At 64.9% G+C, this 25,807-nt stretch carries 22 protein-coding genes, 2 tRNA genes and 2 pseudogenes; 8 read left to right on the top strand and 18 right to left on the bottom strand.

Features of this window, described 5'->3' with window-relative positions; genetic code table 11:
• Positions 1-797: 797 nt before the first annotated feature.
• Both EU800_RS04300 and EU800_RS04295 read right to left on the bottom strand, forming a co-directional pair.
• Positions 798-1,151, bottom strand: a complete 354-nt coding sequence (locus tag EU800_RS04300) for a hypothetical protein (RefSeq protein ID WP_129628872.1) — start codon at positions 1,149-1,151, stop codon at positions 798-800.
• Between the two features lie 28 nt (positions 1,152-1,179).
• On the bottom strand, positions 1,180-1,692 hold the full coding sequence (locus tag EU800_RS04295; RefSeq protein ID WP_129628870.1) for a hypothetical protein: 513 nt from the start codon (positions 1,690-1,692) through the stop codon (positions 1,180-1,182).
• 183 nt (positions 1,693-1,875) lie between these two features.
• On the opposite strand from EU800_RS04295, the pseudogene EU800_RS04290 reads away from it, so the two are divergent.
• From EU800_RS04290 to EU800_RS04280, 3 genes and pseudogenes are all read left to right on the top strand, one after another.
• Positions 1,876-2,296: pseudogene (locus EU800_RS04290) on the top strand (transposase); the annotation flags it as partial.
• Positions 2,297-2,305: 9 nt separating this feature from the next.
• Positions 2,306-2,638 (top strand): annotated as a pseudogene (locus EU800_RS04285) (transposase); the annotation flags it as partial.
• 748 nt (positions 2,639-3,386) lie between these two features.
• A protein-coding gene (locus EU800_RS04280; RefSeq protein ID WP_371685566.1) for an IS3 family transposase occupies positions 3,387-4,738 on the top strand; the annotation gives its coding sequence in 2 pieces (ribosomal slippage) (positions 3,387-3,722 and positions 3,725-4,738; 1,350 coding nt in all).
• A 315-nt stretch (positions 4,739-5,053) separates the two neighbouring features.
• Here the strand turns inward: EU800_RS04280 and EU800_RS04275 are convergent.
• Positions 5,054-5,128 (bottom strand) — tRNA-Gly (locus EU800_RS04275).
• 39 nt (positions 5,129-5,167) lie between these two features.
• Positions 5,168-5,242 (bottom strand) — tRNA-Gly (locus EU800_RS04270).
• A gap of 151 nt (positions 5,243-5,393) precedes the next feature.
• Here EU800_RS04270 and EU800_RS04265 point away from each other — a divergent pair.
• Complete coding sequence (locus tag EU800_RS04265; protein WP_129628866.1) at positions 5,394-6,317, top strand: ketopantoate reductase family protein; 924 nt, start codon at positions 5,394-5,396, stop codon at positions 6,315-6,317.
• A 27-nt stretch (positions 6,318-6,344) separates the two neighbouring features.
• Here EU800_RS04265 and EU800_RS04260 read toward each other — a convergent pair whose 3' ends face one another.
• Positions 6,345-6,731, bottom strand: coding sequence for an MAPEG family protein (locus tag EU800_RS04260; RefSeq protein ID WP_129628864.1), 387 nt, complete (start codon positions 6,729-6,731; stop codon positions 6,345-6,347).
• 65 nt (positions 6,732-6,796) lie between these two features.
• Entirely contained in the window at positions 6,797-10,240 is a 3,444-nt protein-coding gene (locus EU800_RS04255; protein ID WP_129628863.1) for a pyruvate carboxylase, read from the bottom strand.
• Here EU800_RS04255 and EU800_RS04250 point away from each other — a divergent pair.
• From EU800_RS04250 to EU800_RS04240, 3 genes are all read left to right on the top strand, one after another.
• On the top strand, positions 10,227-10,505 hold the full coding sequence (locus tag EU800_RS04250; RefSeq protein ID WP_129628861.1) for a hypothetical protein: 279 nt from the start codon (positions 10,227-10,229) through the stop codon (positions 10,503-10,505). The genes EU800_RS04255 and EU800_RS04250 overlap by 14 nt on opposite strands.
• Positions 10,506-10,515: 10 nt before the next feature.
• Complete coding sequence (locus EU800_RS04245; protein ID WP_129628859.1) at positions 10,516-12,954, top strand: ATP-dependent helicase; 2,439 nt, start codon at positions 10,516-10,518, stop codon at positions 12,952-12,954.
• A gap of 72 nt (positions 12,955-13,026) precedes the next feature.
• Positions 13,027-13,443 (top strand): response regulator, encoded by a 417-nt coding sequence (locus tag EU800_RS04240; protein ID WP_129628857.1) that lies wholly within the window; start codon positions 13,027-13,029, stop codon positions 13,441-13,443.
• Positions 13,444-13,547: 104 nt separating this feature from the next.
• On the opposite strand, the gene EU800_RS26715 is transcribed toward EU800_RS04240, so the two are convergent.
• The 7 genes from EU800_RS26715 to mgtE form a co-directional block, all read right to left on the bottom strand.
• Positions 13,548-13,772, bottom strand: coding sequence for a DUF1127 domain-containing protein (locus EU800_RS26715; protein WP_165354556.1), 225 nt, complete (start codon positions 13,770-13,772; stop codon positions 13,548-13,550).
• Between the two features lie 333 nt (positions 13,773-14,105).
• Positions 14,106-14,309, bottom strand: coding sequence for a DUF1127 domain-containing protein (locus EU800_RS04230; protein WP_129628853.1), 204 nt, complete (start codon positions 14,307-14,309; stop codon positions 14,106-14,108).
• 275 nt (positions 14,310-14,584) lie between these two features.
• Positions 14,585-15,325 carry a YebC/PmpR family DNA-binding transcriptional regulator gene (locus tag EU800_RS04225; RefSeq protein WP_129628851.1) on the bottom strand — a complete coding sequence of 247 codons (741 nt, stop codon included), beginning with the start codon at positions 15,323-15,325 and terminating at the stop codon, positions 14,585-14,587.
• Positions 15,326-15,427: 102 nt separating this feature from the next.
• Positions 15,428-17,206, bottom strand: coding sequence for an SLC13 family permease (locus EU800_RS04220; RefSeq protein WP_129628849.1), 1,779 nt, complete (start codon positions 17,204-17,206; stop codon positions 15,428-15,430).
• Positions 17,207-17,473: 267 nt separating this feature from the next.
• Positions 17,474-18,286 carry a TIGR00282 family metallophosphoesterase gene (locus EU800_RS04215; protein ID WP_129628847.1) on the bottom strand — a complete coding sequence of 271 codons (813 nt, stop codon included), beginning with the start codon at positions 18,284-18,286 and terminating at the stop codon, positions 17,474-17,476.
• 93 nt (positions 18,287-18,379) lie between these two features.
• A complete protein-coding gene (locus EU800_RS04210) occupies positions 18,380-18,940 on the bottom strand; it encodes a 5-formyltetrahydrofolate cyclo-ligase (RefSeq protein WP_129628845.1) in 561 nt (186 codons plus the stop codon).
• Positions 18,937-20,319 (bottom strand): magnesium transporter, encoded by a 1,383-nt coding sequence (gene mgtE / locus EU800_RS04205; protein WP_129628843.1) that lies wholly within the window; start codon positions 20,317-20,319, stop codon positions 18,937-18,939. Before mgtE ends, EU800_RS04210 begins: the two co-directional genes overlap by 4 nt.
• Positions 20,320-20,424: 105 nt before the next feature.
• Between mgtE and guaD the strand changes: the two genes are divergently transcribed.
• Positions 20,425-21,783 carry a guanine deaminase gene (gene guaD / locus EU800_RS04200; RefSeq protein ID WP_129628841.1) on the top strand — a complete coding sequence of 453 codons (1,359 nt, stop codon included), beginning with the start codon at positions 20,425-20,427 and terminating at the stop codon, positions 21,781-21,783.
• 4 nt (positions 21,784-21,787) lie between these two features.
• Here guaD and EU800_RS04195 read toward each other — a convergent pair whose 3' ends face one another.
• The 5 genes from EU800_RS04195 to EU800_RS04175 form a co-directional block, all read right to left on the bottom strand.
• Positions 21,788-22,270, bottom strand: coding sequence for a CAP domain-containing protein (locus EU800_RS04195; protein WP_242500400.1), 483 nt, complete (start codon positions 22,268-22,270; stop codon positions 21,788-21,790).
• Between the two features lie 141 nt (positions 22,271-22,411).
• A complete protein-coding gene (locus EU800_RS04190; protein ID WP_129628840.1) occupies positions 22,412-22,879 on the bottom strand; it encodes a CAP domain-containing protein in 468 nt (155 codons plus the stop codon).
• Positions 22,876-24,216, bottom strand: a complete 1,341-nt coding sequence (locus EU800_RS04185) for an 8-oxoguanine deaminase (RefSeq protein ID WP_129628838.1) — start codon at positions 24,214-24,216, stop codon at positions 22,876-22,878. Before EU800_RS04185 ends, EU800_RS04190 begins: the two co-directional genes overlap by 4 nt.
• Positions 24,213-25,049 carry a histidinol-phosphatase gene (gene hisN, locus EU800_RS04180; RefSeq protein WP_129628836.1) on the bottom strand — a complete coding sequence of 279 codons (837 nt, stop codon included), beginning with the start codon at positions 25,047-25,049 and terminating at the stop codon, positions 24,213-24,215. Before hisN ends, EU800_RS04185 begins: the two co-directional genes overlap by 4 nt.
• Before the next feature lie 62 nt (positions 25,050-25,111).
• Positions 25,112-25,471 (bottom strand): helix-turn-helix domain-containing protein, encoded by a 360-nt coding sequence (locus EU800_RS04175; RefSeq protein ID WP_129628834.1) that lies wholly within the window; start codon positions 25,469-25,471, stop codon positions 25,112-25,114.
• Between the last annotated feature and the right edge of the window lie 336 nt (positions 25,472-25,807).

Genomic DNA, 25,807 nt, shown 5'->3' with positions numbered 1-25,807 from the left:
ACGCGAGGCGCTCGCCAATCCGAATTGGGCGCTCCATGCCGCGCGCGATCTCGGGCACGACACCACCTTCTCGGCCTGGCCGGAACAGTCCGGGTGGTGGCTGGCTGCGCGGGAACGGACGTCCGAGCTCTACAAGCCTTGCGGTCATGCAGCAGAAGCGCGATGACCAGAAGAAAGGCGACGAGATAGGCCAGGAACTGGACCAGCGTCGCCAGCAAGGGCGTGGCCTCGCTCGTGACCTGGTGGGAAAAGGCAAGGGCCTACGTGGCGCTCCTAGAGCGTCTGGGCGGCATGCAGGGCCACCTTGATCTGGAGCGGCTTCAGGAGGAGTTGGATAAGTTGAAGGCAAGCCGGGATCGGCCGCCGCTGCAACTGCCAGAGATTTCGCGGGTGCAATGGGGGCATGGAGCGGTCGACAAGGAAGCTGGGTAGGTAGTTCTCGGTCGCAACGGGAGCGGGAATGCCGCTGACTTCGCGGTGCCGACGTCTAACCCTATCATCTAAGTTTGGCATAAGGACGTTGTTGTCCTTCGGCTCGGGCGCATCATCCGTTGCTTCGGGCCTCTCACCGGGAGTTCACCTCGTTTAACCGTAAAACAATCTGAAAAAGGCCGTCGAGCGCGTTGATCGCGATCATGGTCCAGAACGGCGTCGCGGACTGCGAATATGCGAGGACGACTGAGAGGCAGACCGGCCTGCCGTTCAACGCGAAGGCGATGTCCGTCCCCTTACATACCTCACACACGCAGCAATCGGGGCGGAGGCGGGCCGCAGTCTTGATGCGTAAGCCTTTATATTTATTTACGTAACGCATCCACTGCAACTGACGTAAGGGGATCGTCCATAGGAAGGTTTCCGGAACAGATGTCAGTATGCAGGCCGAACTCCAAATCGTCCCGAATAAACATCAGATAGGTCTCGCCCGGTTCCGCGAAAAAGGCACAGTCGCTGGTGGAGAGGACCGTGAGACGCTCTTCCGGACGTCCCTTGAATGCCTCGAGGATCTGCAGGACAAACTCTCTGCGGGAAAGATCCAGATCGTTCGCAGCCACGATTTTTGCCGAGACGACAATATCCGCCAGCAGAGCCGCCTCGTCGAGGCTGCGTGCCTTACAGCGGCATGCCAGAGCGGAAGCGGGCGCCAGCGCCACCGCCAGTCCCAGCGCAACTGCCAAAGGTCTAGGCATACACCCACTCGCTGCCAGTCGGCCGCACGCGGTACCCGATGATGCCCGGGTCAAAGGGCGTCGCGGGGTCATCCACCGAGGTATCGCGCTCCGATTGGCGGCCAAGTCCGCACGGGATCAGTGCGTCTTCGGCGGCCTGCGGGCTGACCGCGCCCCGAACCCCGTTCACATGTGCCAATTCGTGGATCAACGTGGCAAGCACCGACCATTTGCTGACACGGAATGCCGTCACCGAGATTGCCATCTCCTTGCCGCCCGCATGGTTTGTCTGGCCCCAATCGGCCAGCGTGGCGTGGTAGTTGATCCAGATGGTGTTGTCGTCAAGAAGCTGCTGAAGGGTTCGGCCGCCGGGCAGTCCCGCGAAGTAGGGATTCGCTCCCGGCTTGTTGCGCGCAATCCAGAAAGCCCTCCGCCGAGCCCAGCGTATGTCTTCGCGACGATTGTTCGGAAACGCGATATAGCCCGCCATCGGGCTGGTGTGATCGCCGATATTGATTTGAATCATCAGGCCACCTCCCGCGAAACATGATACTAAGCGATCTTTCGCAAGTGATCTTCTGTGGGTACATGGTGTCATTCTGAGTGCCCCTTGGCAAACTTTATTGGGCCCAATGTGACCTACGTGGTCTGCCCCCTGAAAAGTGGTCATCCCTGAAGTAGGCTTTCGAGCCAGTTGGAGGATGAAGGAATGCCCCAGAAGAAGCACAAGCCCGAGGAGATCGTCGCGAAGCTACGGCAGGTCGACGTGTTGGTGTCGCAAGGACGGTCGGTGGCCGAGGCGGTTCGGTCGATCGGTGTGACGCAGTTCACCAACCATAGGTGGCGCAAGGAGTTTGGTGGGCTGAAGACGAACCAGGTGAAGCGGCTGAAGGAACTGGAGAAAGATCGAGGCATTGAGGCGCCATCGGTTCGAGCCCAATGGCGAGGGAGTGGCTCCGAAAGGCCGTCTCCGACCTGACCCTCGAGAAGCTGATCCTGCGAGAGGCCGCGTCGGGAAACTTCTGAGCCCCGCCCGCCGCCGTGCTTGCGTCGATCATGTCAGGCACAAGTTCCGCGTCTCGGAGCGTTTCGCCTGCCGTGTCCTCGGCCAGCACCGCTCGACCCAGCGACTGCGCCGCACGGACATCCCCATGGCCCGAGGGTTCGTCTACCTGACAGCGGTCGTGGACTGGTTCAGCCGAAAGGTGCTGGCCTGGCGGCTCTCGGTCACGCTGGAGACGGAACCGTGCCTCGAAGCTTTGAAAGAGGCGATGGCCAGATACGGCAAGCCGGAAATCATGAACACCGACCAGGGCAGCCAGTTCACATCCATCGACTTCATCAAGTCTCTGAAGGCTGCCGAGATCCAGATCAGCATGGACGGAAAGGGTGCCTGGCGCGACAACGTCTTCGTCGAGCGGCTATGGCGAACGATCAAGTACGAAGAGGTCTATCTGCACGCCTACGGTACGACACGGTTCGCCGCATCAAAGACGACACCGCCGCGCTCCAGTAGCCGAACGACGCGGCAACGCATGGCAATTGCAGGTCGAATATACGCCTCGATGGGCTCGCCTCGGGCATGGGCGTCGAGCAGGCGGTCCTTAGCATCACGACGTACAGCCTGCAAATCTACCGGGTATCGGTCGGGCGCTTTCGCGCGGCGAGCATTCTCGAAATAGCTCTTTGCGCTCACTGAGACGCCCGCAGCGTTCATCATATCGGCAACCACGCGTCCGGGCCGCGGCCTTGTGCCCGCGCCCACCCAGCGCCTCCGTGAGGGCGTCCACGGACGCAAGCGCATAGGTTCGCAGTTCCCATCCTGCCGCATTGAGGGGCCTCCCGCCAGCGCCCTTCCGTCCGTCCGCATCGGGCTGCTTATCCGCTCGCTTCATCGCTTGCCCAATCAGGTCGATCACGAGGGCGAATTGGGCATCGAGCAAACCACGCTCCATCAATGCCGGTTCGCGAGTGGCGGTGTCATCCAGCATCACTCTGAGCGACCTTATTTGCCAGACCAAAAGATCCTCATTGAAGGCACGCCGCATCCCTTCTAGCAGGTGCGGGCTGCCCCCCATGCCGCCCTGCTGGCTCGGGGTGGTTTCCGTGACGCCCAACAAACGGCGTTCGGGCTTGTGTCTGACGTAAGCGCCCATCGGAGAGAATTAGGGGTTTGAGCAACGGAGGGTTCTGGTTCATCGAAGCCACTAAGGAGCGAAGATGAACAAGACACCCGGAACATCGAAGGATGCCGCTGACAAGTTGGTCAGAGGGATCAAGCGGAAGACCCGCAAGCATTACTCCTCGGAAGAGAAGATCCGCATCGTGCTGGCTGGGTTGCGTGGCGAGGAGAGTATCGCCGCACTGTGCCGTCGGGAGGGGATTGCCGAGAGTCTCTACTACACTTGGTCGAAGGAATTCCTGGAAGCGGGGAAAAAGCGTCTTGCGGGGGACACCGCCCGCCAAGCTACGGCCCCGGAGGTTAAAGAACTCCGGTCTGAGGCAGCAGCTCTCAAGGAGGTGGTGGCCGACCTGACGCTCGAGAACCGGCTGCTCAAAAAAAGCATGCTCGGAGATGGGGACGACGGCGAATGAGATACCCCGCATCCGAAAAGCTCGAGATCATCCGCACTGTCGAGGCGTCGCATCTGCCGGTGAAGCGAACGCTGAGCATGATCGGCATTCCCAGCAGCACCTATTACGAATGGTATGCCCGCTGGGCTGAAGGTGGGCTTGATGCACTGGCCGACCGGTCGCCACGACCCCGGTCGGTGTGGAATCGCATTCCCGACCATATCCGCGAGGATGTCGTTGAGTTCGCCCTGGAGCACGAGGACCTGACGCCTCGGGAACTGGCGGTCAAATACACCGACGAGAAGCAATACTTTGTCTCGGAATCATCGGCTTACCGTATCCTCAAGGTCGCCGACCTGATCACCGCGCCAGCCCATGTCGTCATCCGCGCCGCAGATGAGTTCCGGGACAAGACCACCCGACCCAACGAGCTCTGGCAGACCGACTTCACCTATCTCAAGGTCATCGGCTGGGGCTGGTTCTATCTGAGCACGATCCTCGATGATCACAGCCGCTACATCGTTGCGTGGAAGCTCTGCACGACCATGAAGGCCGAAGATGTCACCGACACCTTGGAACTGGCGCTGGAAACATCGGGCTGTGACCAGGCGACGGTCGTCCACAAACCTCGGCTACTCAGCGACAATGGCTCGTCCTATGTCGCTGGGGATCTCGCCGATTTCCTTGAGGACAGGGGCATGGACCACGTTCGCGGCGCACCGCATCACCCCCAGACACAGGGCAAGATCGAGCGCTGGCACCAAACCATGAAGAACCGGATTCTGCTGGAAAACTACTATCTGCCCGGCGACCTGGAACGACAAATCGAAGCCTTCGTCGAACACTACAACAACCACCGCTACCACGAGAGCCTGGACAACCTGACACCCGCTGACGTCTATCACGGACGAGGCGCTCAGATCCTGTCAATGAGAGAGGAGATCAAGAAACAGACCATCCGGAAACGCCGCTTGCAGCACGACAGTGCCGCCGCATAACCTCAAATAGAAAGCGAACCGGAACCCCCGCTACGAAAACGCCTCACGCTCTCCGAAAAACTCTGACGACGGACAATCCACGCTTTTAAGACGCCACATGGTGAACTGACGGGGTCTGGTCTTGTATTGTGCCGGGGCCCAGCTGCTTATGATGAACGTCTAACTCTATCGATTTGAACAGAAATACCATCAGACGATTGTGCGCCACGACCGTTCTTTCGTCACAGCCAGCTGCACCGACGTCAACACAGGCTTTCGTGGATCGCGCTCGTTGCGGGGAGTGTCAGGCAAAAGAAAATTTGGATTTTTTTCCAGTGGAGCGGGCGATGAGATTCGAACTCACGACCCTTACCTTGGCAAGGTAATGCTCTACCCCTGAGCTACGCCCGCGCTTCACTGGCTATCGGACCGGCCTCCCGGTCGCTCTCTTGGAGCGGGCGATGAGATTCGAACTCACGACCCTTACCTTGGCAAGGTAATGCTCTACCCCTGAGCTACGCCCGCATCCGAGAGTGAGCGGGGATGTATCGGCCCGTGCCTCGGGGTTCAAGGGGAAATCGCAGGGCAGGGCGGGATTTTTCCTGCCTCTTTGGTCGCGGCTTGCACTTCGGTCGGCTTCGGTGTCGGTTGGCCGGGCAGGTTCGGAGGGCAGAAGATGCACATCATGATCATGGGGGCGGGGGCGCTCGGAAGCTACTATGGCGCGCGGCTACAGGCGGCAGGCCACGCGGTGACTTTCGTCGCGCGCGGCGCGCAACTCGAGGCGCTTCAGACGCGCGGGATCAGGATCTTCAGCCCGCTGGGAGATCTGGAACTGCCCGAGGTCCGTGCGCTGGCCGACCCGGCCGAGGCGGGCCCGGTCGATGCCGTTGTGCTCCTGGTCAAGAGCTATGACGTGGAGAGCGCGGGAGAGGCGCTGCGCTCCTGTCTCGGCACGTCGGGCATCGTGATCACCGGGCAGAACGGGGTGACGGCGCACCGGCGGCTGGCCGCGATCATCGGCGCGGACCGGGTTGCGCCGGGGATGGTCTACATGCCGGCGGAGGTCACCGAGCCGGGCGTGATCCGGCATGGGTCGGATTTCAGCCGGCTAGTTCTCGGCCCGCTCATGGACGGGCGCACCGGGCCGCTCGACGCGGTTGCCGAGGCGCTCGACGCCGCCGGTATCACGGTCGAGCGCGTCGTCGATCCCGAGCCTGCGCTGTGGGAGAAATTCGCGTTGCTGGCGCCGATGGCGTGCCTGACCTGCCTGACGCGGCTGGACCTCGGGGCGATCCGCGACTGCCCCGAGACACTGGGCCTGCTGCGCGCGGCGCTCGACGAGACAATGGCGGTCGGTCAGGCGGTCTGCACCGGGCTGTCGCCCGAGGCGGGAGAACGGGCCTGGAGCATCGTCACGGCGATGCGGCGCGAGGTTCATGCCTCCATGCTGGACGACCTGCGCCGGGGCAAGCGGCTCGAGCTGGAGGATGTCTCGGGCGAGATCGCCCGGCTCGGCGCGGCCCATGGTATCCCGACCCCGGTTCATGCCATGGCGTATTCTGTCCTTCGCCCCTTCCGCGACGGGGCGCCGGGCTGACCGGCGGCGGCCAGCCGGAGGCGGTGGTCAGGAAAGAGCGTGGCCGATATTTGCCAGCGCTAGCATGCCGATCATCCCGAAGGTCAGGATCATCCCCCATCTGCGCGCGGACATCACCTGCGGCGTCGCGCAGAAGCCCCACGCATGGAGTATCCGGCCCAGCAGAAGCATCGCGCCGAAAAGGGTGACGAGCCAGGCGGGCATGCCCTGGATCTCGGCCATCGCCAGAAGGATGATCCCGATCGGCGCGTATTCGGCGCAATTGGCCTGAGCGCGCATGCGGCGCTGCATCTCCGGGTCGCCGCCGTCGCCGACACTGATCCGGGCCGCATAGCGGTGCCGGATGACCCGCGCCGACAGGCCGATCAGGAGCAAGGAGAGCAGGCCCGCATAGACCGGGGTGATCACGAGCATGCGTGCGTCCTTTCACACTGAGATGGCAGGCCCGGATCAGTTGCCCGGACGCAGGGCCCCCGCGCTCATTCCTCGAATTCGACCAACAGATCCTTGGCGTCGACCTGGTCTCCCGGGCGGACATGCACCGCCTTGATCACCGCGTCACGCTCCGCATGGATGCCGGTTTCCATCTTCATCGCCTCGATCGTCACCATCAGGTCGCCGGTGGAGACCTTCTGCCCTGCCTGAACCCCAACCGAGGCGATTGAGCCCGGCATCGGCGCACCGATATGGGCGGCATTGCCGGCCTCCGCCTTCGGGCGGACGGCGACGCTGCCCTTCATCTTGCGGTCGGGCACGCGGATGGTCCGCGGTTCCCCGTTCAGCTCGAAAAAGACCTTCACGATCCCCTCGTCATTGGTGTCGGAGACCGCCTGCATGCGGATCTCGAGCGTCTTGGCCGGTTCGATGGCCGGTGTGATCTGTTCGCTGGGCTCCATGCCATAGAAGAAGGTACGGGTGGGCAGGAGCCGCACCGGGCCATACTCGTCGTGGCGCGCGACGTAATTGGCGAAAACCTTGGGATACATCAGGTATCCGTTCAGGTCCTCGTTGTCGAACTGCCGGCCGAAGGCCTGCTTCATCTCGGCGCGGACCGCGTCGAAATCGACTGCGGCAAGCTTCTTGCCCGGCCGTTCAACGGTCGGTTTCTCGCCTTTGAGCACCTTCTTCTGCAGCGCTTCCGGCCAGCCGCCTGGGGGCTGGCCGAGGCTGCCGCGCATCATGTCGATGACCGAGTCGGGGAAGGCCACGTCGCGGTCGGGATCCTCGACATCCGCACGCGTCAGCCCTTGGGAGACCATCATCAGCGCCATGTCGCCCACCACTTTCGACGACGGGGTGACCTTCACGATGTCGCCGAACATCTGGTTCACCTCGGCATACATATGCGCCACCTCGTGCCAGCGCTCCTCGAGCCCCATCGAGCGGGCCTGCGCCTTGAGGTTGGTGAACTGGCCGCCCGGCATCTCGTGCAGGTAGACCTCGGAGGCCGGGGCCTGCATGCCGCTCTCGAAGGCGAAATATTGCGCGCGGACGGCCTCGAAATAGTTGGAGATCTTCCGGATTTCCTCAATGTCGAGCCCGGTATCGCGCTCCGTGTGGGCCAGTGCCTCGACGACCGTTCCCAGCGTCGCCTGGCTGGTATTGCCCGAGAAGCTGTCCATCGCGCAGTCGACCGCGTCGACCCCGGCCTCGGCAGCCGCAAGAATTGTCGCGCTGGCAATGCCGGCGGTGTCGTGGGTGTGGAAGTGGATCGGCAGCCCGACCTCCTCCTTCAGCGCCTTGATGAGAACCCGCGCGGCGGCCGGCTTCACGAGGCCCGCCATATCCTTGAGCCCGAGGATGTGCGCGCCGGCGGCCTTCAGCTCCTTGGCCATACCGACATAGTATTTGAGGTCGTATTTCGCGCGGTCGGGGTTCAGGATGTCGCCGGTGTAACAGACCGTGCCCTCGCAGACCTTGTTCTGCTCGAGCACCGCATCCATCGCGACGCGCATGTTCTCGACCCAGTTGAGGCTGTCGAAGACGCGGAAGACGTCGATCCCGGTCTCCGCGGCCTGCTTAACGAAAGCCTGAACGACATTGTCGGGATAGTTGGTGTAGCCCACACCGTTAGCGCCGCGCAGGAGCATCTGCGTCATCAGGTTGGGCATCGCCGCGCGCAGCTCGCGAAGCCGCTGCCACGGGCATTCCTGGAGGAACCGGTAGGCGACATCGAAAGTCGCCCCGCCCCAGCATTCGACCGAGAAGAGCTGCGGCAGGTTGGCGGCATAGGCCGGCGCGATATTGATCATGTCGATCGAGCGCATGCGCGTGGCGAGCAGCGACTGGTGACCGTCGCGCATCGTCGTGTCGGTGATCAGGACCTGCGTCTGGTCTGCCATCCAGTCGGCCACGGCCTGCGGCCCGAATTCCTCGAGAATGTTGCGCGTGCCGGGCAACGGTTTATGGGTCTTGAGCGGCGGAACCCTGACCTGGCGGACCTCGGCGGGGGGCTTCGGCCGGCCAGCGACATCGGGGTGGCCGTTCACGGTGATGTCGGCGATGTAGCGCAGCAGTTTCGTCGCACGGTCCTTGCGGCGCGGGAAGTTGAAGAGCTCCGGCGTCTCGTCGATGAACTTGGTGTGGTATTCGTTGTTGAGGAACATCGGATGCGCGAGCAGGTTCTCGACGAAGGCGATGTTGGTGGCCACGCCGCGGATGCGGAACTCGCGCAGCGCCCGGTCCATCCGCGCAATCGCCGCCTCGGGAGTCGGTGCCCAGACCGTGACCTTCTCCAGCAGCGAATCGTAGTAGCGGGTGATGACGGCGCCGGTATAGGCGGTGCCGCCATCGAGCCGGACGCCCATGCCGGTGGCGCCGCGATAGCCGGTGAGGCGGCCGTAGTCGGGGATGAAGTTGTTGCGCGGATCCTCGGTGGTGATCCGGCACTGCATCGCGTGGCCGGAAAGCTCCACGTCGTATTGCGAGGCAACACCGGTCGCCTCGATCAGGCTCTTGCCCTCCGTGATGAGGATCTGCGCGCGGACGATGTCGATACCGGTGACTTCCTCGGTCACGGTGTGTTCGACCTGCACCCGCGGGTTGACCTCGATGAAGTAGAATTCGCCGGTCTCCATGTCCATCAGGAACTCGACCGTGCCCGCGCACTGGTAGTGCACGTGCTCGCAGATCTTCTTGCCAAGATTGCAAAGCTTTTCGCGCTGCGCGCCGGAGAGGTAGGGGGCGGGCGCGCGTTCGACGACCTTCTGGTTGCGGCGCTGCACCGAGCAGTCCCGCTCATAGAGGTGGTAGATGTTTCCCTGCTGATCGCCGAGGATCTGCACCTCGACATGGCGGGCGCGGGTGATCATCTTTTCGAGGAAGCCCTCGCCATTTCCGAAGGCGGCCTCGGCCTCGCGCCGCCCTTCGAGCACCTTCTCGACAAGCTCCTTCTCGCTCAGGATCGGTCGCATCCCGCGCCCGCCGCCGCCCCAGGACGCCTTGAGCATCAGCGGATAGCCGATTTCCGCCGCCTGGCGCTTGACCTCCGTCATGTCGTCGCCGAGCACCTCGGTGGCCGGAATGACCGGCACGCCGGCCTCGATGGCGATCCGCCGCGCGGAAGCCTTGTCGCCGAGCTGGCGCATGGTCTCCGCCTTCGGGCCGATGAAGGCGATGCCGTTCGCGGCGCAGGCATCAACGAAATCGGGATTCTCCGACAACAGGCCATAGCCGGGATGGATCGCGTCGGCGCCGCATTCCTTTGCCACCCGGATGATCTCGTCTATCGAAAGATAGGCCTGGACCGGGCCCATCCCTTCGCCGATGCGATAAGCCTCGTCGGCCTTGAAGCGATGCAGCGACAGCTTGTCCTCTTCGGCATAGATCGCCACGGTTCGCTTGCGCAATTCGCTCGCAGCACGCATGACGCGGATGGCGATCTCACCACGGTTGGCAACGAGAATCTTCTTGAAGTCGGGCATCTGGGGCTCCTTCGACGGACGCTGCAACGGTTTAGGCGAGAATCCGGGACCGGACAACTTCTCGGGAAAAGACATGCGGGGCGGCTCGATTGCCGGCATTCCGCAGTGCAGCAAATTGCCGCCCGGAAGGCAAGGGGCGAAAGCGGGAAGAGGATCGGCGCCGCTGTCGGACGCCGGTGTCGTCACCTCGCTTGGCTGTTCGAGTCGGGTCAAAGGGCGGGAACACATCGAGAACAGTGTTTTCCTTGCCGGCGGCTCGGGCTAAGGTTGCGGGCATGAGCAGTTTCGATGAAGACGAGGCCTTCGCGGCCGACCTTCCCCTGTCGCGGCGCGCCATGGCGGCCCGGGGGGCGCCCTATCTCGACGGGCTGAACCCGGCGCAGCGGGAGGCCGTGGAGGCGCTCGAAGGGCCGGTGCTGATGCTGGCGGGCGCCGGCACCGGCAAGACCCGGGCGCTGACGGCGCGGATCGCGCATCTGCTCGGCACCGGCACGGCGCGGCCGAACGAGATCCTTGCGGTGACCTTTACCAACAAGGCCGCGCGCGAGATGAAGGACCGGGTGGCGCACCTGCTCGGCCAGCAGATCGAGGGCGTGCCCTGGCTCGGCACCTTTCACGCGATCTGCGTGAAGCTGTTGCGCCGGCATGCCGAGTTGGTCGATCTCAAGTCGAACTTCACCATTCTCGACACCGATGACCAGATCCGCCTGCTCCGACAACTCATCGTCGCGTCGAATATCGACGAGAAACGCTGGCCGCCGCGGCATCTGGCGCAGATCATCGACAATTGGAAGAACCGAGCCTGGACGCCCGAGACTGTGCCGGCGGCGGAGGCGGGTGCCTTCGATCAGCGCGCGGTCGACCTCTATGCCCAGTATCAGGAGCGGCTCCGAACGCTTAACGCGGTCGATTTCGGCGACCTGCTGCTGCATGTCGTCACGATCTTCCAGCGCCACGGCGACGTGCTTGCGCAATACCAACGCTGGTTCCGCTACATCCTCGTCGACGAGTATCAGGACACCAACGTTGCGCAGTATCTCTGGCTCCGGCTGCTCGCACAGAGTCACAAGAATATCTGCTGCGTCGGTGACGACGACCAGTCGATCTATGGCTGGCGCGGCGCGGAGGTGGGCAACATCCTGCGATTCGAGAAGGATTTTCCGGGCGCCAGAGTGATCCGGCTGGAACAGAACTATCGCTCCACGGCCCATATCCTTGCTGCCGCCTCGGGCGTGATCGAGGCCAACAAGGGGCGGCTCGGAAAGACGCTCTGGACCGATGCCGAGGGAGGCGAGAAGGTCCGGCTCATCGGCCATTGGGACGGCGAGGAGGAGGCGCGCTGGATCGGCGAGGAACTCGAGGCGATGGGGCAGGGCACACGCGGATTGCGGCCCATGGGCCTCGATGAATGCGCCATCCTCGTCCGTGCCTCGCATCAGATGCGCGCCTTCGAGGACCGCTTCCTGACCATCGGCCTGCCTTATCGGGTGATCGGCGGGCCACGATTCTACGAGCGGATGGAGATTCGCGACGCGATGGCCTATTTCCGCCTCGCCGTCTCGCCGGAGGACGATCTCGCGTTCGAGCGGATCGTCAACACGCCCAAGCGGGGCCTCGGCGACAAGGCGCAGCAGAAGATCCAGATCGCGGCGCGGACCAATGGCGTCTCGCTGGTCGAAGGCGCGAAGATCCTGCTCGCGGCGAAGGGTCTGACCGGCAAGGGGGCGGCGGCGCTCGGCGAATTGCTGGCCGGGATCGACCGTTGGCACCGGGCGGCCATCGGGACCGCCCCGCCGCTGCCGGGCGACGACGACGTGCTCGACACGGGGCTCTTTGCCGGGCCGATGACGTCAGGCCCGCAGGTTTCGCATATCGAACTTGCCGAGACGATTCTCGAGGAATCGGGCTACACGGCGCATTGGCAGACCGACAAGACGCCGGAGGCGCCGGGGCGGCTGGAAAACCTCAAGGAACTGGTCAAGGCGCTGGAAAACTTCGACAATCTCCAGGGGTTCCTCGAGCATGTCGCGCTCATCATGGATAACGAGACCGAGGACGGCGAGGCCAAGGTCACGCTGATGACGTTGCATGCAGCCAAAGGGCTGGAGTTTCCGGCCGTCTTCCTGCCGGGCTGGGAGGACGGGCTGTTCCCGAGCCAGCGGGCGATGGACGAGACCGGCCTCAAGGGGCTCGAGGAGGAGCGGCGACTGGCCTATGTCGGGATCACGCGGGCCGAGGAACTCTGCACGATTTCCTTTGCCGCCAACCGGCGGATCTATGGCCAGTGGCAATCCGCGCTGCCCTCGCGTTTCATCGACGAACTGCCCTCCGAACATGTCGACGTGCTTACGCCGCCCGGCCTCTACGGCGGCGGCTTCGGCGCGGCGGCAACGGTAGCGCCGGCCGCGTCCGACCTCGACCAACGGGCCGCGCGGGCCGATGTCTACAACTCGCCCGGATGGAAGCGGATGCAGACGCGCAGCCAATCGCGACCGATGTCCCAGCCGCGCGAAAACCGCCACATCACCATCGATCTCGATGCGGTTCCGGCCTTCGGTCCGGGTGACCGGGTGTTCCATCAGAAATTCGGCTACGGCGCGGTGACCGCGATCGAAGGAGACAAGCTCGAGATCGCCTTCGAGAAGGCCGGCCTGAAAAAAGTGGTCGCGAAATTCGTGGTCTCGGCTGCGGATGCCGACGATGTGCCCTTTTGACCTGCGACATTTTGTGTGTATCTAGACGTCGGGAAACGCAACAAGACCGATTCCGAGTCGTGGAGCGCATGCATGAACGTATTGGTTGTCGAAGACGACCCGAACCTCGCGACTCTCTGGAAGCAGGTTCTTGAGCGGGCCGGACACAAGGTCCTCTCGGTTGAGTCGCAGACCGCCGCGCTCGCCTCGCTCCAGCAAACCCCGCAAGACCTCGTGATCCTCGACCTCTGCCTTAATGGCCGGAACGCGCTCGGGGTGGCTACGCTGGCGACCTATCGCAACCCGCGCTGCAAGGTCGTCGTCGTCTGTGGCTCGGCCACAAATCCGCGTCGCAACGCTCTTTTTGCCATGTCGCCCGCCGTCGCGGCGACGTTGCACAAGCCGGTCGATATCGAAGATCTCGTCGAGGTCTGCGAAACCATCGTCCGGCAGGACGGCCACCCGGCGATGCCGGTGGTCGAGGCGAGCGTCGCCCAGTTTCGCCAATAGCGTCGGACAGTGTCCCGACATGAAAACGGCGGCGCCACCGTGACAAGGTGGACACCGCCGGATAGGACGCGGCGTTTGGCCGGACGTCCTGAATGTTCTGCGCGTTACAGGGTGACCTGCGCGGCGGCCTCACGGGCGATATCCTCGATCATCAGGCTGGACAGCCCGATATCGGCAAGTTCCCGTTCGTTCATCGACCGCAGTTCGTTCAGAGTACGGGTGTAGACCTTGCGGCGGGCGCTGTGCAGCTTGACGGTTTCGGACAGATCCGAAATCCAGCCCAGGGACAGGCCGGCAACGGCGCGGGGGGTTTCGGAAACATAGGCCATTTCATCTACCTTCTCATTTGTCCAGCATCCGGCCGGACCCTCGGATGAAAGCGCTTTGGGAGATATTGTTAGCGCTCTCTTCGCTATCCAACCTATTGGTTCTGACGTTTTTGACAATTCCCGGTTTGGGCAGTCCCGCCATGCGCCGGACGCATGAACAGTTGCGGTTAGCGTAAACAATGCACGCCGGACCATCGAGGGACGAGCCCTCACATGCGACGGGCAGCCCCCCCAAAAAAAATCGGCGGCAGCACCAGGGAGGAGGAGGGTGCTGCCGCCAGATCAGATCAACCCAGGGAGGAGGACGGGTTGTCCGAATACAATTGTGTCGTTTCAGGCGCCGTAGGCGGCCTCGCGGGCAAGACCTTTGATCATCGAACGGTTCAGGCCGAGATCGGCCAGACCGCGGTCAGAAAGCGAGGAGAGCTCGCGGATGGTCTGGCGGTAGGTTTGGTATTGCCGGTAGCGGGTACGCAGGGCCTCGAACGGCGAAGCGGTCGAGGCGAGGCCAGCGGCGCGGTTCAGCGTGGTTTCCATTGTATCGTTCCTTTCTTCGATGGATGCCGCAGAGAGTGGCGATCCAAGTGCGCTGTTAGCGCTATCCTTGGCCCTCAAGATACGGCGTCATTCCGAGATTAGAATGGTTCAATTCAGCAATGCTGCTATGCAGCATTTGCAGGCGTCCCGTCATCCTGCTGTCGCATTCGAAACGGGACCACGGCGCCATGCGTGCTGTCGGACTGCATGAAAAAGGCGGCGGAATGGATATCCGCCGCCCGATCGCGATCGGTGCCGCCGTGTCCTGCGGGGGCTCAGAGCTGCTCGGCCACCTCGTCGGAAATCTCGAAATTGGCGGTTACGCGCTGCACGTCGTCGTCATCCTCGAGCACCTCGATCAGTCGCATCAGCTTCTGCGCACCCTCAAGGTCGAGATCGGTCGTCGTGGTGGGTTTCCAGATCAGCTTGGTATGCTCGGCCTCGCCGAGGATCGCCTCGAGCGCCGTCGACACGTCGTTGAGGTCGGTGTCGGCGGTATAGATGATATGGAGCTCCTCGTCGGATTCCACATCCTCCGCACCGGCTTCGATGGCCGCCTCCATCACCGCGTCCTCGTCGCCCACGGAGGCCGGGTAGGTGATCTCGCCCTTGCGCTCGAACATGAAGCCGACGGATCCGGTCTCGCCGAGATTGCCGCCGTTCTTGGAGAAGGTCGACCGCACGTTGGAAGCAGTGCGGTTGCGGTTGTCGGTCATCGCCTCGACGATCACCGCGACACCGCCGGGGCCGTAGCCCTCGTAGCGGATTTCTTCATAGTCGTCGCCCTCGCCGGCCTGCGATTTCTTGATCGCGCGGTCGATCACGTCCTTGGGGACGGAGTTCGACTTGGCTTCCTTCACCGCGAGGCGCAGGCGCGGGTTCTTGTCGGGGTCGGGGTCGCCCATCTTGGCGGCGACGGTGATCTCTTTCGAGAGCTTGGAAAACAGCTTGGAGCGGGCGGCGTCCTGGCGCCCCTTGCGGTGCTGGATGTTCGCCCATTTTGAATGGCCGGCCATGGGTCTTCTCCGTTGATGGCGGGATTGCGTCTGATTGGCGCGTCCATAGCCCAAAGAGCGGGGGCGGGGCAATCCCGCAGCGTCGAGGCGGGCCCGGCGGAGTCAGAGTGGCCAGAAGAGCGGGATCAATGCCGAGGCAAGAATGCCGATGGAGAGGTTGAGCGGGATGCCCACGCGCATGAAGTCTGAGAATTTGTAGCCGCCCGGTCCGTAGACCATCATGTTTGTCTGGTAACCGATCGGTGTGGCGAAGCTCGCCGACGCGGCGACCATCACGGCCACGACGAAGGGCCGGGCGTCGAAGCCGAGTGCGCTCGCGAGGCTGATGGCGATGGGCGTGACGACAACGGCGACGGCGTTGTTGGAGACAAGCTCGGTCAGCACTGATGTCAGCAAGTAGACCGCCCAGAGTATGAGGGCCGGCGGAAGCTGCATCAGGCCGGGTGAGACGGCGTCGACGATGAGCTTGACTGCGCCGGAGGATTCGAGCGCCGCGCCGACCGCGAGCATCGAGAAGATCAGCGCCAGCAGCCGACCCTCGACAAAGGAGAACGCTTCATCAGCGTCGATGCAGCGGGTGACCAGCACAAGCGCGACGGCGAGGAAGGCGAGCAGCAGGATCGGCGCCACGCCGAAAGCGGCGAGCGCGACGATTCCGAGCAACGCGGCGACGGCGATCGGCGCCTTGTCGCGGCGGTAGGCGCGGGCTGAGGGGCGGGTGATGTCGACGAGCCCCATGTCGGTCGCCAAACGCTGTATGTCCTCGGGCGCACCCTCGAGCAGGAGCGTGTCACCGACCCGGACCACAAGGTCGTCGAGCTGGCGGCCGATATTCTGGTTCCGCCGGTGCACGGCCAGCGGATAGACGCCGTAGCGGCGGCGCAGCCGGAGCTGGCCGAGAGTGCGGCCGACCATGCGCGCGCCGGGCGAGATCAGAACCTCGACCGTTTCGGTGCGCACATGGCTGAGCTTGTCGACCTGGCGCAGCTGCTTGTTCTCCTGCAAGCTCAGGAGTTCCGCCATCTTGGTGCGCAGCACCACCCGGTCGCCGGCCTCGAGCACGACATTTTCCATGTTGCGCCGGAGCGAGGCGTCGCCGCGCAAGACATCGACCAGCCGCACGCCGTCACGCTTGAAGAGCCCGACCTCGGTGGCCTTGCGGCCGATCAGGTCGCTGTCCTCGGGCAGCGCAAGTTCGGAAAAGAACTTCATGCGGCGCTTGTCCGAGAGTAGCGTTGCCATCGAGTCGCGGTCGGGCAACAGACGGGGCGCGATGAAGCGCAGGTAGAGCATCCCCCAACCGACCAGGAAGATCGCCAGCGGCGTTACTTCGAAGATAGAGAAGGCGGCGAGCCCGTGGGAGCGGGCGACGCCGTCGACAAGCAGGTTGGTCGAGGTGCCGATGAGGGTGAGCGTGCCGCCGAGGATCGCCGCGTAGGAGAGCGGGATCAGCATCCGGGAGGCGGGTTGGTCGAGCGTGCGGGAGATCTGCACCACGACAGGGATCATCACCACGACAACGGGCGTGTTGGAGACCACGGCGGAGGCCAGAACGACGAAGCCGATCAGCGTTCCGATGGCGAGCTTGGGGTTTCGCTCGGCCTGCCCCTGGGCGATGCCCGTGAACCAGTCGAGCGCGCCGGTCCGCACCAGCGCGCCCATCACAAGGAACATCATCGCGATGGTCCAGGGCGCTGGGTTGGCGAGCGCGGCGCGGGCGGTCTCGTAGGGGAGGACACCTGTAACAAGCATGGTGGCGGCGCCAAGAATGGCCACGACTTCGGCCGGGAAGACCTCCCGCGAGAACAGCACGAACATGGCGAGCACCACGCAGAGCGCGAGGATCGGCTCTCCCGTCGGACCGAGGGTGAAGAGTTCCATGTGCGACCCGCTGCTGCTCCGTCGGTCATCCTGAGGGCTGCGGGAGGAGCGCGCAAGAGGGCATCGGGGAAACTGAGCGAACCCGGCTCCGGTGCCGATCAGCCGCCAGTGCGCGACGCGAGGGAAAGCTGCGCCCCCATGGAGGAGTCGGAGGCATTTCGATTATATTCCAATATGTTGAGCGGGCGATCGCCAACATGTTGGGACATCCGCCGACTGCGCGCTCTGCAGTTCCGACAGTCGCAGCGCCCGGCCCGCTCCCCTGCGTTACGGCTCCGCCTGCGGCAACCGCCCGCCTTGGCGCACCATGGCGACCCGTATCGCGGCGCCGGTCCTGTCATCGGTTTCGACGTAGAACCCCGAGACGGTTGCCGGGCCGAGCGCTGGTGTGAAGCGGGTTTTCGGCATGCCGGTCACGAAACGGCGCAGCGGCTCGGCCTTCTCCATGCCGATCACGCTGTCATAGTCGCCACACATGCCGGCATCGGAAAGATAGGCGGTACCGCCCGGAAGGATCTGCGCATCCGCCGTCGGGATATGGGTGTGAGTGCCGACGACCACGCTCGCGCGTCCGTCGCAGAAATGGCCCATGCCCATCTTCTCCGAGGTCGCCTCGCAATGCATGTCGATGAGGCTCGCCGCCACCATGCCGCCGCGCGGATGGGTCCGCAGAATCGCGTCCACCTCCGAGAACGGATCGGCGAAGGGACGTTTCATGAAGACCTGTCCGAGCACCTGTGCCACCAGCACTTTGCGCCCGCCGGTTGCGGTGAACACCGCGGCGCCGCGCCCCGGCGCATCCTTCGCGAAGTTGAGCGGGCGCAGGATACGTTTTTCGCGCTCGATATATTGAAGCATGTCCTTCTGGTCGAAGGCATGGTCGCCGAGGGTCACGCAATCGGCCCCGGCTTCGAGCAGCTCCTTGGCATGCGCGCCCGACAGGCCCATGCCTGATGTCGCGTTTTCGCCATTGACCACGACGAAATCCAGCTTCCAGTCCGCCCGAAGCCCCGGAAGCCGCTCCGCAACCGCCGCGCGCCCGGCGCGGCCCATCACATCACCGAGAAAGAGAAGTCTCATGCGCCCTCCCTACAGCGATTTATGAGAGGGGTGAAGTGGCCGCCGGGCCGCGCTCGTAGGGCGCTTCAAACCGGCCAGCGCGGCGCGTCCGGGTCAGGGGCGACGGGGAAACATGCCTCGCTCGGTTACCAGCGCGTCGAGCGGCTGGTCCGTCGGTTCGAGCGGCAGCGCATCGTCGCGTTGTGCTTCATAGGCGAAGCCCAGGACATCGACCGGGCCGCGCGCGCGAAGCTGCTCCAGCGTCCGATCGTAGAATCCGCCGCCGTAGCCCAGCCGGAAAAGCCTGCCGTCGAAGGCCAGGAGCGGGGCGATGATCAGGTCCGGGACCAGATCGGCGCCTGCAACCGGGACCATGACGCCGAAGGTGCCGCGTTCAAGCGGCGTGCCGGGGCGCCATTCACGGAAGGCGAGCGGTGCCCCCCTGGCGACGACGACCGGGACGGCGATGCGGTTCCGCTCGCAGAGCGCTGTCATTGCGGGCAGTGGATCGGCCTCGGTGCGGATCGGCAAGTAACCGGCTATCACCCGTCCTTCGGTGCCCGCGAGATGCGCGCGCAGGGCCGAAGCGGCCGCGCCCGCATGGGTCGCATGCGCCGCCTTCCGCCGTGCGAAGGCCCGTTCGCGGGCCTCCGCCTTGGCCGCGGCGATGCTCACAGAAGGACCGCCGACGCGACTCCGAGGAAGGCGAAGAAGCCCACCACGTCGGTCACCGTGGTCACGAAGGTGCCCGAGGCGAGCGCCGGATCGACCCCCAATTTCTCCATCGTCACCGGCACCAGGATGCCGGCCAGCGCCGCGACGGCGAGGTTGACCACCATGGCGAAGGCGATCACCGCGCTGATCTGGGCCGAGCCGAACCAGACCTGTGCCACCAGTCCCATCGTCACGGCGAATGCGAGCCCGTTCAGCAGGCCGACGAGGAGTTCCCGGCGCACCACGCGCCAGACGTTGGAGCCGGTAAGGTCCTTCGTCGCGATGGCGCGGACCGCGACGGTGAGCGACTGCGTCCCTGCATTGCCGCCCATTGAGGCGACGATCGGCATCAGCACGGCAAGCGCCACCACCCGGCCGATCACATCCTCGAAGAGCGCGATGACCAGCGAGGCGAGGATTGCCGTGGCGAGGTTGACGCCAAGCCAGGGCAGCCGCAGCTTCATCGTCTCGAGCGCGCTGTCGGAAAGCGAACTCTCCTCGTTCACGCCAGCGAGCAGGAGGATGTCCTCCTCGTGCTCCTCGTCGAGCACGATCATGGCGTCGTCGATCGTGATCACCCCGAGCAACCGCTCCTCGGCGTCGACCACCGGCAAGGAGATCAGGTGATACTGATTGAACATGTAGGCGACCTCGCCCTCGTCGAGATCGACCGGCACGGTGCGGAAGGAATGCTCGCTCACTTCCCGGAGCGGCTTGCTGCGCGGCATCGACATCAACTTGCCGAGCGTCACGTAGCCGGTTGCGCGCATCTTCGGGTCGACGAGGATGACGTGATAGAACTGCTCGGGCAGATTCTCGGTGTTGGTCCGGACGAAATCGATCGCCTCGCCCACCGTCCAGTGCTCGGGCGCGCGGACGACCTCGCGCTGCATCAAGCGTCCCGCGGAGCCTTCCGGATAGCGCAGCGCCGCCTCGACTGCGACCCGCTCGCTCGCCGGCAGCGCGTCGAGCAGCGCGTCCTTCTGCTCGTCCTCAAGGTCCTCGACCAGATCGACGATGTCGTCCGATTCGAGGTCGAGCATCGCTTCGCTCAGCACCTCTTCGGGCAACAGCGCGATCACCTCGGCGCGGACGCCCTCGTCAAGCTCGGAGAGAATCTCGCCGTCGATGTCGCGGCCCCAGAAGCGCAGCAGCAACTGGCGCGTCTTGTCGCCGACCTGCTCCATGAGGTCGGCCACGTCGGCCGGGTGGAGCTGATCCAGCAGCCGGCCGAGAGTCGCCGAATCGCCGCGATTGATCGCCAGAAGGATCTCGCGAATATGCTCGCGCCGGAGCGCGTCTTCATCACGACCAGCCTTTTCGGCAAGTTCTTCGGTCACGGCAGGGCTCCGGTTTCAGGCGGCGCCAGAATACGGGGCTTGGCACTGGGTGCAAGCAGCCGCGCCCCGTTGCCGGATCGGCTTCGCCGCCGTAACCTCCGCGGAATGAGCGACACAGAGACATTGCTTCTGGGACAGGTGCTGGACATCCACGCCAATCCCTTCGAGATCCCGCCGGAGGACGCCGCGCGCGTCGAGCGGCGCGGCGCGGTGCTGGTCCGGGATGGCCGGATCGTCGATGTCGGCGCCGCCGATACATTGCGCGCGGAGCATCCGCAGGTTCGCGTGGAGGATCACGGTGACGGGCTGATTCTGCCCGGCTTCGTCGATTCCCATGCGCATTATCCGCAGACGGCGATCATTGCCTCCTGGGGCAAGCGCCTGATCGACTGGCTGAACAGCTATACCTTCCCGGAGGAGATGCGCTTTGGCGATGCCGGTTATGCTGCCGAGATCGCCGCGCGCCATCTCGACCTGCTCCTGGCACATGGCACGACGTCGGTGGCGAGCTTCTGCACCATCCATCCCGAGAGCGTGGATGCCTTTTTCGCCGCTGCCGAGGCGCGGAACATGGCCGTTGTCGCCGGGCGCACTTGCATGGATCGAAACGCGCCGGACGGGTTGCGCGACGACGCGCAGACGGCACATGACGAAAGCCGTGCGCTTCTGGAGCGCTGGCATGGGCGGGGACGCGCGCGCTACGCGATCACGCCGCGCTTCTCACCGACCTCAAGCCCGGAACAGCTCGAGTCGCTCGGTGCGCTCTGGGCATCGCATCCCGACTGCGCGATGCAAACCCATCTCAGCGAGCAGACCGACGAGGTCGACTGGGTGCGGGACCTCTACTCCGGCTTCCGGGATTACCTCGACACCTACGAGGCGCATGGCCTGCTCGGCCCCGGCGCGATGTTCGGCCACGCGATCTGGTTGACCGACAGCGAGCGCGCCCGGCTGCGCGAGGCCGGCGCGGCACTGGTCCATTGCCCGACCTCCAACACCTTCATCGGTTCGGGCCTCTTCGATACTGCCCGCGCCATGTCCGAGGGGCAGATCGTCGGGTTGGCGACGGACACGGGCGGCGGCTCGAGCTTCTCGATGCTGCGCACAATGGCCGCGGCCTACGAGATCGGCCAGTTGTCCGGCACCGCGCTGCATCCCGCGCAGCTGCTCTGGCTCGCCACCGAGGGCTCGGCGCGGGCGATGCGCGCCGAAGACCGGATCGGCACCCTGCGGGCCGGTTCGGACGCCGATCTCGTGGTGCTCGACCTATCATCCACCCCCGCGATCGCCCAGCGGGTGGCGCAGGCAGACGATATCTGGGAAGCGGTTTTTCCAACGATCATGATGGGCGACGACCGGGCCATTGCGGCGGTCTATGTCGCCGGGGCGCGGGTCGGACCAGGGCGCGAAGGCGGGCACAGCCGCCCGGTTGCTCCGCTCATCGCCGCGAGCCTCGACCTCTGAGGTGTCAACAGCCGGGCCGGGCGACGACCAGGACCCAGAAATCGCCCGAGGCATAGCCCACGCCGAACTCGGTGACTTCCCGGAGCAGCATGATCTCGCGGTGCTTGGGCGAATTCATCCAGTCGGTCACGACCTGTTCCGGCGTGCGCCAGCGATAGGCAATGTTCTCGGCCACGAGGCAGGCCCGGTAGCCGGCGCGCAGCGTGCGGGCGCGGGGCATCGTGCCATCGGGTGCCTTGTGCGAGAAATACCCCCTGCGGGCCATGTCGCGCGCGTGGCCCATTGCGGCCTTGTCGAGCTTCGCGGAGCGTGTCAGCGTCGCACGCCCCTTGCTGCGGCGCGTGGCGTTGACGCGCGCGGCGATCTCGTCGGTGGACGCGGCGCTCACGGTGACCTGTTTCGTGCTCATCCGGCCCGTGATCTCTGGGACGGCGCTGCCGGCGCAAAGAAGGACTGCCGCGACAACGGCGAAAACTGCTCGAACCATGCTGGGCTCCTCTGACTGATTGCGCCTTTCTGGGCGAGACGCGTTTCGATCGGGTGAAGCATTGGCGAGGAGGCGGCGTCTGTCACGTCAAAATGCCGGATCTGTGCGGATCGGCCCGCCCGGGAACCGCGCCCGGTGACGTCAGCAGCCCGGCCAGGCCAGAAGCAGGACCCAGATATCGTCGCTCGCGTGGCCCATGCCGAATTCGGTGGCCCGACGCAGGAGAATGCTGCGACGATGCTCGGGTGACTGCATCCAGCCGGCGAGTGCCTGCGGCGCGCTTGGAACGCCCCGGGCGATGGTTTCGGCGACAAGGCAGGCGCGGTAGCCCGCGCGCAAGGCTCGGTCCTGCGGGCCGGTGCCCTCGGGTGCGGAATGCGCGAAATAGCCCCGCCTGGCCATGTCCTCAGCATGGGCGGCGGCGATCCTGTCGAGCACGGGCGACCGGCGGAGTGCGGCGCGGCCTTCTCGCCCGCGCTCGATGTTGAGCCGTGCGGTGATGCCGGCGGTTGCGTCGGGGCCTTGGGCGGAGGCGTCCGGGGCGCCGAGAAGAAGAGCCATCGCAAGGGCCGCGCGGATCGCCCCGCCGCATCCCCGCTCCGGCCTCATCCAGCGAGGTCCCGTGTAAGTGCCGCGGCGCGCGCGGCCAGCTTGCCTGCGTCGATCGTCGCGAGCCGGCCATCGGCGACCACCCGTCGGCCCTCGACGATCAGGTCGCGGACTCGGCGCGGGCCGGCCAGCAGCAGCGCCACCGGGTCCCAGCTCCCCGCCGCTTCCAGACCGGACATATCCCAGATCGCGATATCGGCGCGTTTTCCCGGCTCCAGGGACCCGCACTCCGGTCGGCCCAGCACCTCCGCACCGCCGCGCGTGGCGATCTCGAGTGCTTCGCGGGCCGACATCGCGTCCGCGCCGCGCGCCACCCGCTGCAGGAGCATCGCCATCCGCGCCTCGGCGGCGAGATCGCCCGTGTCATTGCTGGCCGAGCCATCGACGCCAAGGCCCACCGGCACACCGGCATCGCGCATCGCCCTCACCGGGGCGATGCCGGAGCCGAGCCGGCAGTTCGAGCAGGGGCAATGCGCCACCCCCGTTCGCGTGCGGGCGAAAAGATCGATCTCCGCGCCGTCCAGCTTCACGCAATGGGCGTGCCAGACATCGTCGCCCGTCCATCCCAACTCCTCGGCATATTGCCCGGGCCGACAGCCGAACTGCGCGAGGCTGTAGGCGATGTCCTCGTCATTCTCGGCAAGGTGGGTGTGCAGCCGCACGCCGGTCTCTCGCGCCAGGATTGCGGCGTCGCGCATCAGTTCGCGGCTGACCGAGAATGGCGAGCAGGGGGCGAGGCCGATGCGCAGCATCGCGCCCGGGGAGGGGTCGTGATAGGCCGCGATAAGCCGCTGGCTGTCTGCCAGGATCGCCGTTTCATCCTCTACGAGGCTGTCAGGGGGCAGCCCGCCTGCGCTCTCGCCGATCGACATCGCACCGCGCGTCGGGTGGAAGCGCAGCCCGACCTCGGTCGCCGCCTCGATACTGTCGTCGAGCCGCGCGCCATTCGGGAAGAGATAGAGGTGGTCAGAAGACATCGAGCATCCGGCTAGCGCCAGTTCCGCAAGACCGAGTTGGGTCGAGACCCGAATGTGGTCCGGGCCCATTCGCGCCCAGATCGGGTAGAGCGTGCGCAGCCAGCCGAAGAGCAGCGCGTCCTGCGCCGCCGGCACAGCGCGGGTCAACGTCTGGAACATGTGGTGATGCGTGTTCACAAGGCCCGGCGTCACGAGGCAGCCGGTGGCGTCGATGACTTCCGCACCGTCGGGCGCGAGCCCATGGCCGATCTCGACGATGGCGCCGCCGCGCAGCCGCAGGTCGGCATCGATGAGCTCGCGCCGCTTGCCGTCCATCGTCACTAGGTGGTCTGCATTGCGGATCAGCAGTTCATTCGTCACCGGCTGTCTTCCCCGAGCAGCGCCAGCGCCTCGGCATGGATCTCCGCGTTCGCGGCGGCGACGATCCGGCCGCCGTGATGCGCCGGACCGCCAGTCCAGTCGGTGACGCGTCCGCCCGCGGCCTCGATCACCGCAATCGGCGCGCAGACGTCGTAATCGTTCAGCCCTGCTTCGATCACCAGGTCGATCTGGCCCATCGCAAGCAGGCCGTAGGCATAGCAGTCGGTCCCGTAGCGGGTCAGTTTCACACGCTCGGAGACGCGGACGAACCCGGCCCGTTCCTCGGGCGTGCCGATCTCGGGGAAGGTGGTGAAGAGTATCGCCTCGGAGAGCGGGCGCGCCGCGCGGGTGGCGAGCGCACGGCCGCCATGCGGCCCGTCATGACGGGCCGGCACGGCGCCGCCCTCCCAGCATTCACCGGTGAAGGGCTGGTCGATCACGCCATGAACCGGGCCGTCCTTGGTGCAGACCGCGATCAGCGTTCCCCAGGTCGGCAGTCCGGACACAAAGGCGCGCGTGCCGTCGATCGGGTCGAGCACCCAGGTGAAGCCGCTGCTGCCCGGAGTCGCGCCATATTCCTCGCCACGGATCGCGTCTTGCGGGCGGCGCTGCGCCAGCACCTCGCGCATGGCGCGTTCGGCGGCACGGTCGGCTTCCGTCACCGGATCGAAGCCGGTCGCCCCCTTGTTGTCGGCGGTGAGACCCGCGGCGCGGAACAGTGGCAGCGTCTCGGCCCGTGCGGCCAGCACCAGCGCCCGCGCCGTGTCTTGGAGATCGCGGGCGGTCGCGGCATCGAGGGAATGGTCCCGGAGGATGGGCGGTCTTTCGGTCATCGTCGGCTCCGCTGCCGGGCAGTCCGGCTACCCGGGCGCGGTAGCGGCGCGGGCTGCGTGGGTCAAGCCGCGTCGGACAGCACGCGGGCCAGTTCGAAGAGCTGGCGGCGTTGATGCTCGGGAATGGCGTAGTAGGAGCGCACAAGCTCCAGCGCCTCGCGGTCCGCCAACAGGTCGTCACCGGGCGGGATCCCGTCGGCGCCGCGCTCGAGCCCTTCGAAGAAATAGGCCACGCTCACCTTGAGCGCCTCGGCGATTTCCCAGAGGCGCGAGGCGCTGATCCGGTTCGTCCCGGTCTCGTATTTCTGGATCTGCTGAAACTTGATCCCGACCTTCTCCGCAAGCTGCTGCTGCGTCATCCCGGTCATCCAGCGGCGATGCCTCACCCGCTTTCCAACATGAACATCGACTGGATGAGCCATATTATCTCCTTACCGAACACTCAGACACCGGGTGTCCCGCCGCGGTTGTCCTGCGACAAGTGGGAGTCGCGACCGGACATGCATGGAACACCACAACTTTTCATCATTGCGAATTAATACCTCCATTTTCGCATCGTTCTTGTGGGACTCTTTGTGGGTGTGGCAGCAGGCCGCAGTATTTTTAGTGAAACCCGCAATCCGTGACGAAATCCATGCATTTCAGATACTTTTCTTTCAGATGGCGACAGTTCGGTGGCGCGATCGGCATGCGGGCTCACGGCCGATATTGGTTTCCCGTTCTTGGCGAACTTCTCTAGCCTCCATTTCAACGCCTCC

The organism is Tropicimonas sp. IMCC6043 (assembly GCF_004146235.1).
Lineage (GTDB): Bacteria > Pseudomonadota > Alphaproteobacteria > Rhodobacterales > Rhodobacteraceae > Tropicimonas.
The sequence above is the reverse complement of the archived record's forward strand: the minus strand, read 5'-3'. Positions and strand labels throughout refer to the sequence as shown.

Excerpts from the sequence above, each read along its gene's own strand:
- EU800_RS04295 (WP_129628870.1), bottom strand. The coding sequence starts at position 1,692 with ATGATTCAAATCAATATCGGCGATCACACCAGCCCGATGGCGGGCTAT.
- EU800_RS04265 (WP_129628866.1), top strand. The coding sequence starts at position 5,394 with ATGCACATCATGATCATGGGGGCGGGGGCGCTCGGAAGCTACTATGGC.
- EU800_RS04260 (WP_129628864.1), bottom strand. The coding sequence starts at position 6,731 with ATGCTCGTGATCACCCCGGTCTATGCGGGCCTGCTCTCCTTGCTCCTG.
- EU800_RS04255 (WP_129628863.1), bottom strand. The coding sequence starts at position 10,240 with ATGCCCGACTTCAAGAAGATTCTCGTTGCCAACCGTGGTGAGATCGCC.
- EU800_RS04245 (WP_129628859.1), top strand. The coding sequence starts at position 10,516 with ATGAGCAGTTTCGATGAAGACGAGGCCTTCGCGGCCGACCTTCCCCTG.
- EU800_RS04240 (WP_129628857.1), top strand. The coding sequence starts at position 13,027 with ATGAACGTATTGGTTGTCGAAGACGACCCGAACCTCGCGACTCTCTGG.
- EU800_RS26715 (WP_165354556.1), bottom strand. The coding sequence starts at position 13,772 with ATGGCCTATGTTTCCGAAACCCCCCGCGCCGTTGCCGGCCTGTCCCTG.
- EU800_RS04230 (WP_129628853.1), bottom strand. The coding sequence starts at position 14,309 with ATGGAAACCACGCTGAACCGCGCCGCTGGCCTCGCCTCGACCGCTTCG.
- EU800_RS04225 (WP_129628851.1), bottom strand. The coding sequence starts at position 15,325 with ATGGCCGGCCATTCAAAATGGGCGAACATCCAGCACCGCAAGGGGCGC.
- EU800_RS04220 (WP_129628849.1), bottom strand. The coding sequence starts at position 17,206 with ATGGAACTCTTCACCCTCGGTCCGACGGGAGAGCCGATCCTCGCGCTC.
- EU800_RS04215 (WP_129628847.1), bottom strand. The coding sequence starts at position 18,286 with ATGAGACTTCTCTTTCTCGGTGATGTGATGGGCCGCGCCGGGCGCGCG.
- guaD (WP_129628841.1), top strand. The coding sequence starts at position 20,425 with ATGAGCGACACAGAGACATTGCTTCTGGGACAGGTGCTGGACATCCAC.
- EU800_RS04195 (WP_242500400.1), bottom strand. The coding sequence starts at position 22,270 with ATGGTTCGAGCAGTTTTCGCCGTTGTCGCGGCAGTCCTTCTTTGCGCC.
- EU800_RS04190 (WP_129628840.1), bottom strand. The coding sequence starts at position 22,879 with ATGAGGCCGGAGCGGGGATGCGGCGGGGCGATCCGCGCGGCCCTTGCG.
- hisN (WP_129628836.1), bottom strand. The coding sequence starts at position 25,049 with ATGACCGAAAGACCGCCCATCCTCCGGGACCATTCCCTCGATGCCGCG.
- EU800_RS04175 (WP_129628834.1), bottom strand. The coding sequence starts at position 25,471 with ATGGCTCATCCAGTCGATGTTCATGTTGGAAAGCGGGTGAGGCATCGC.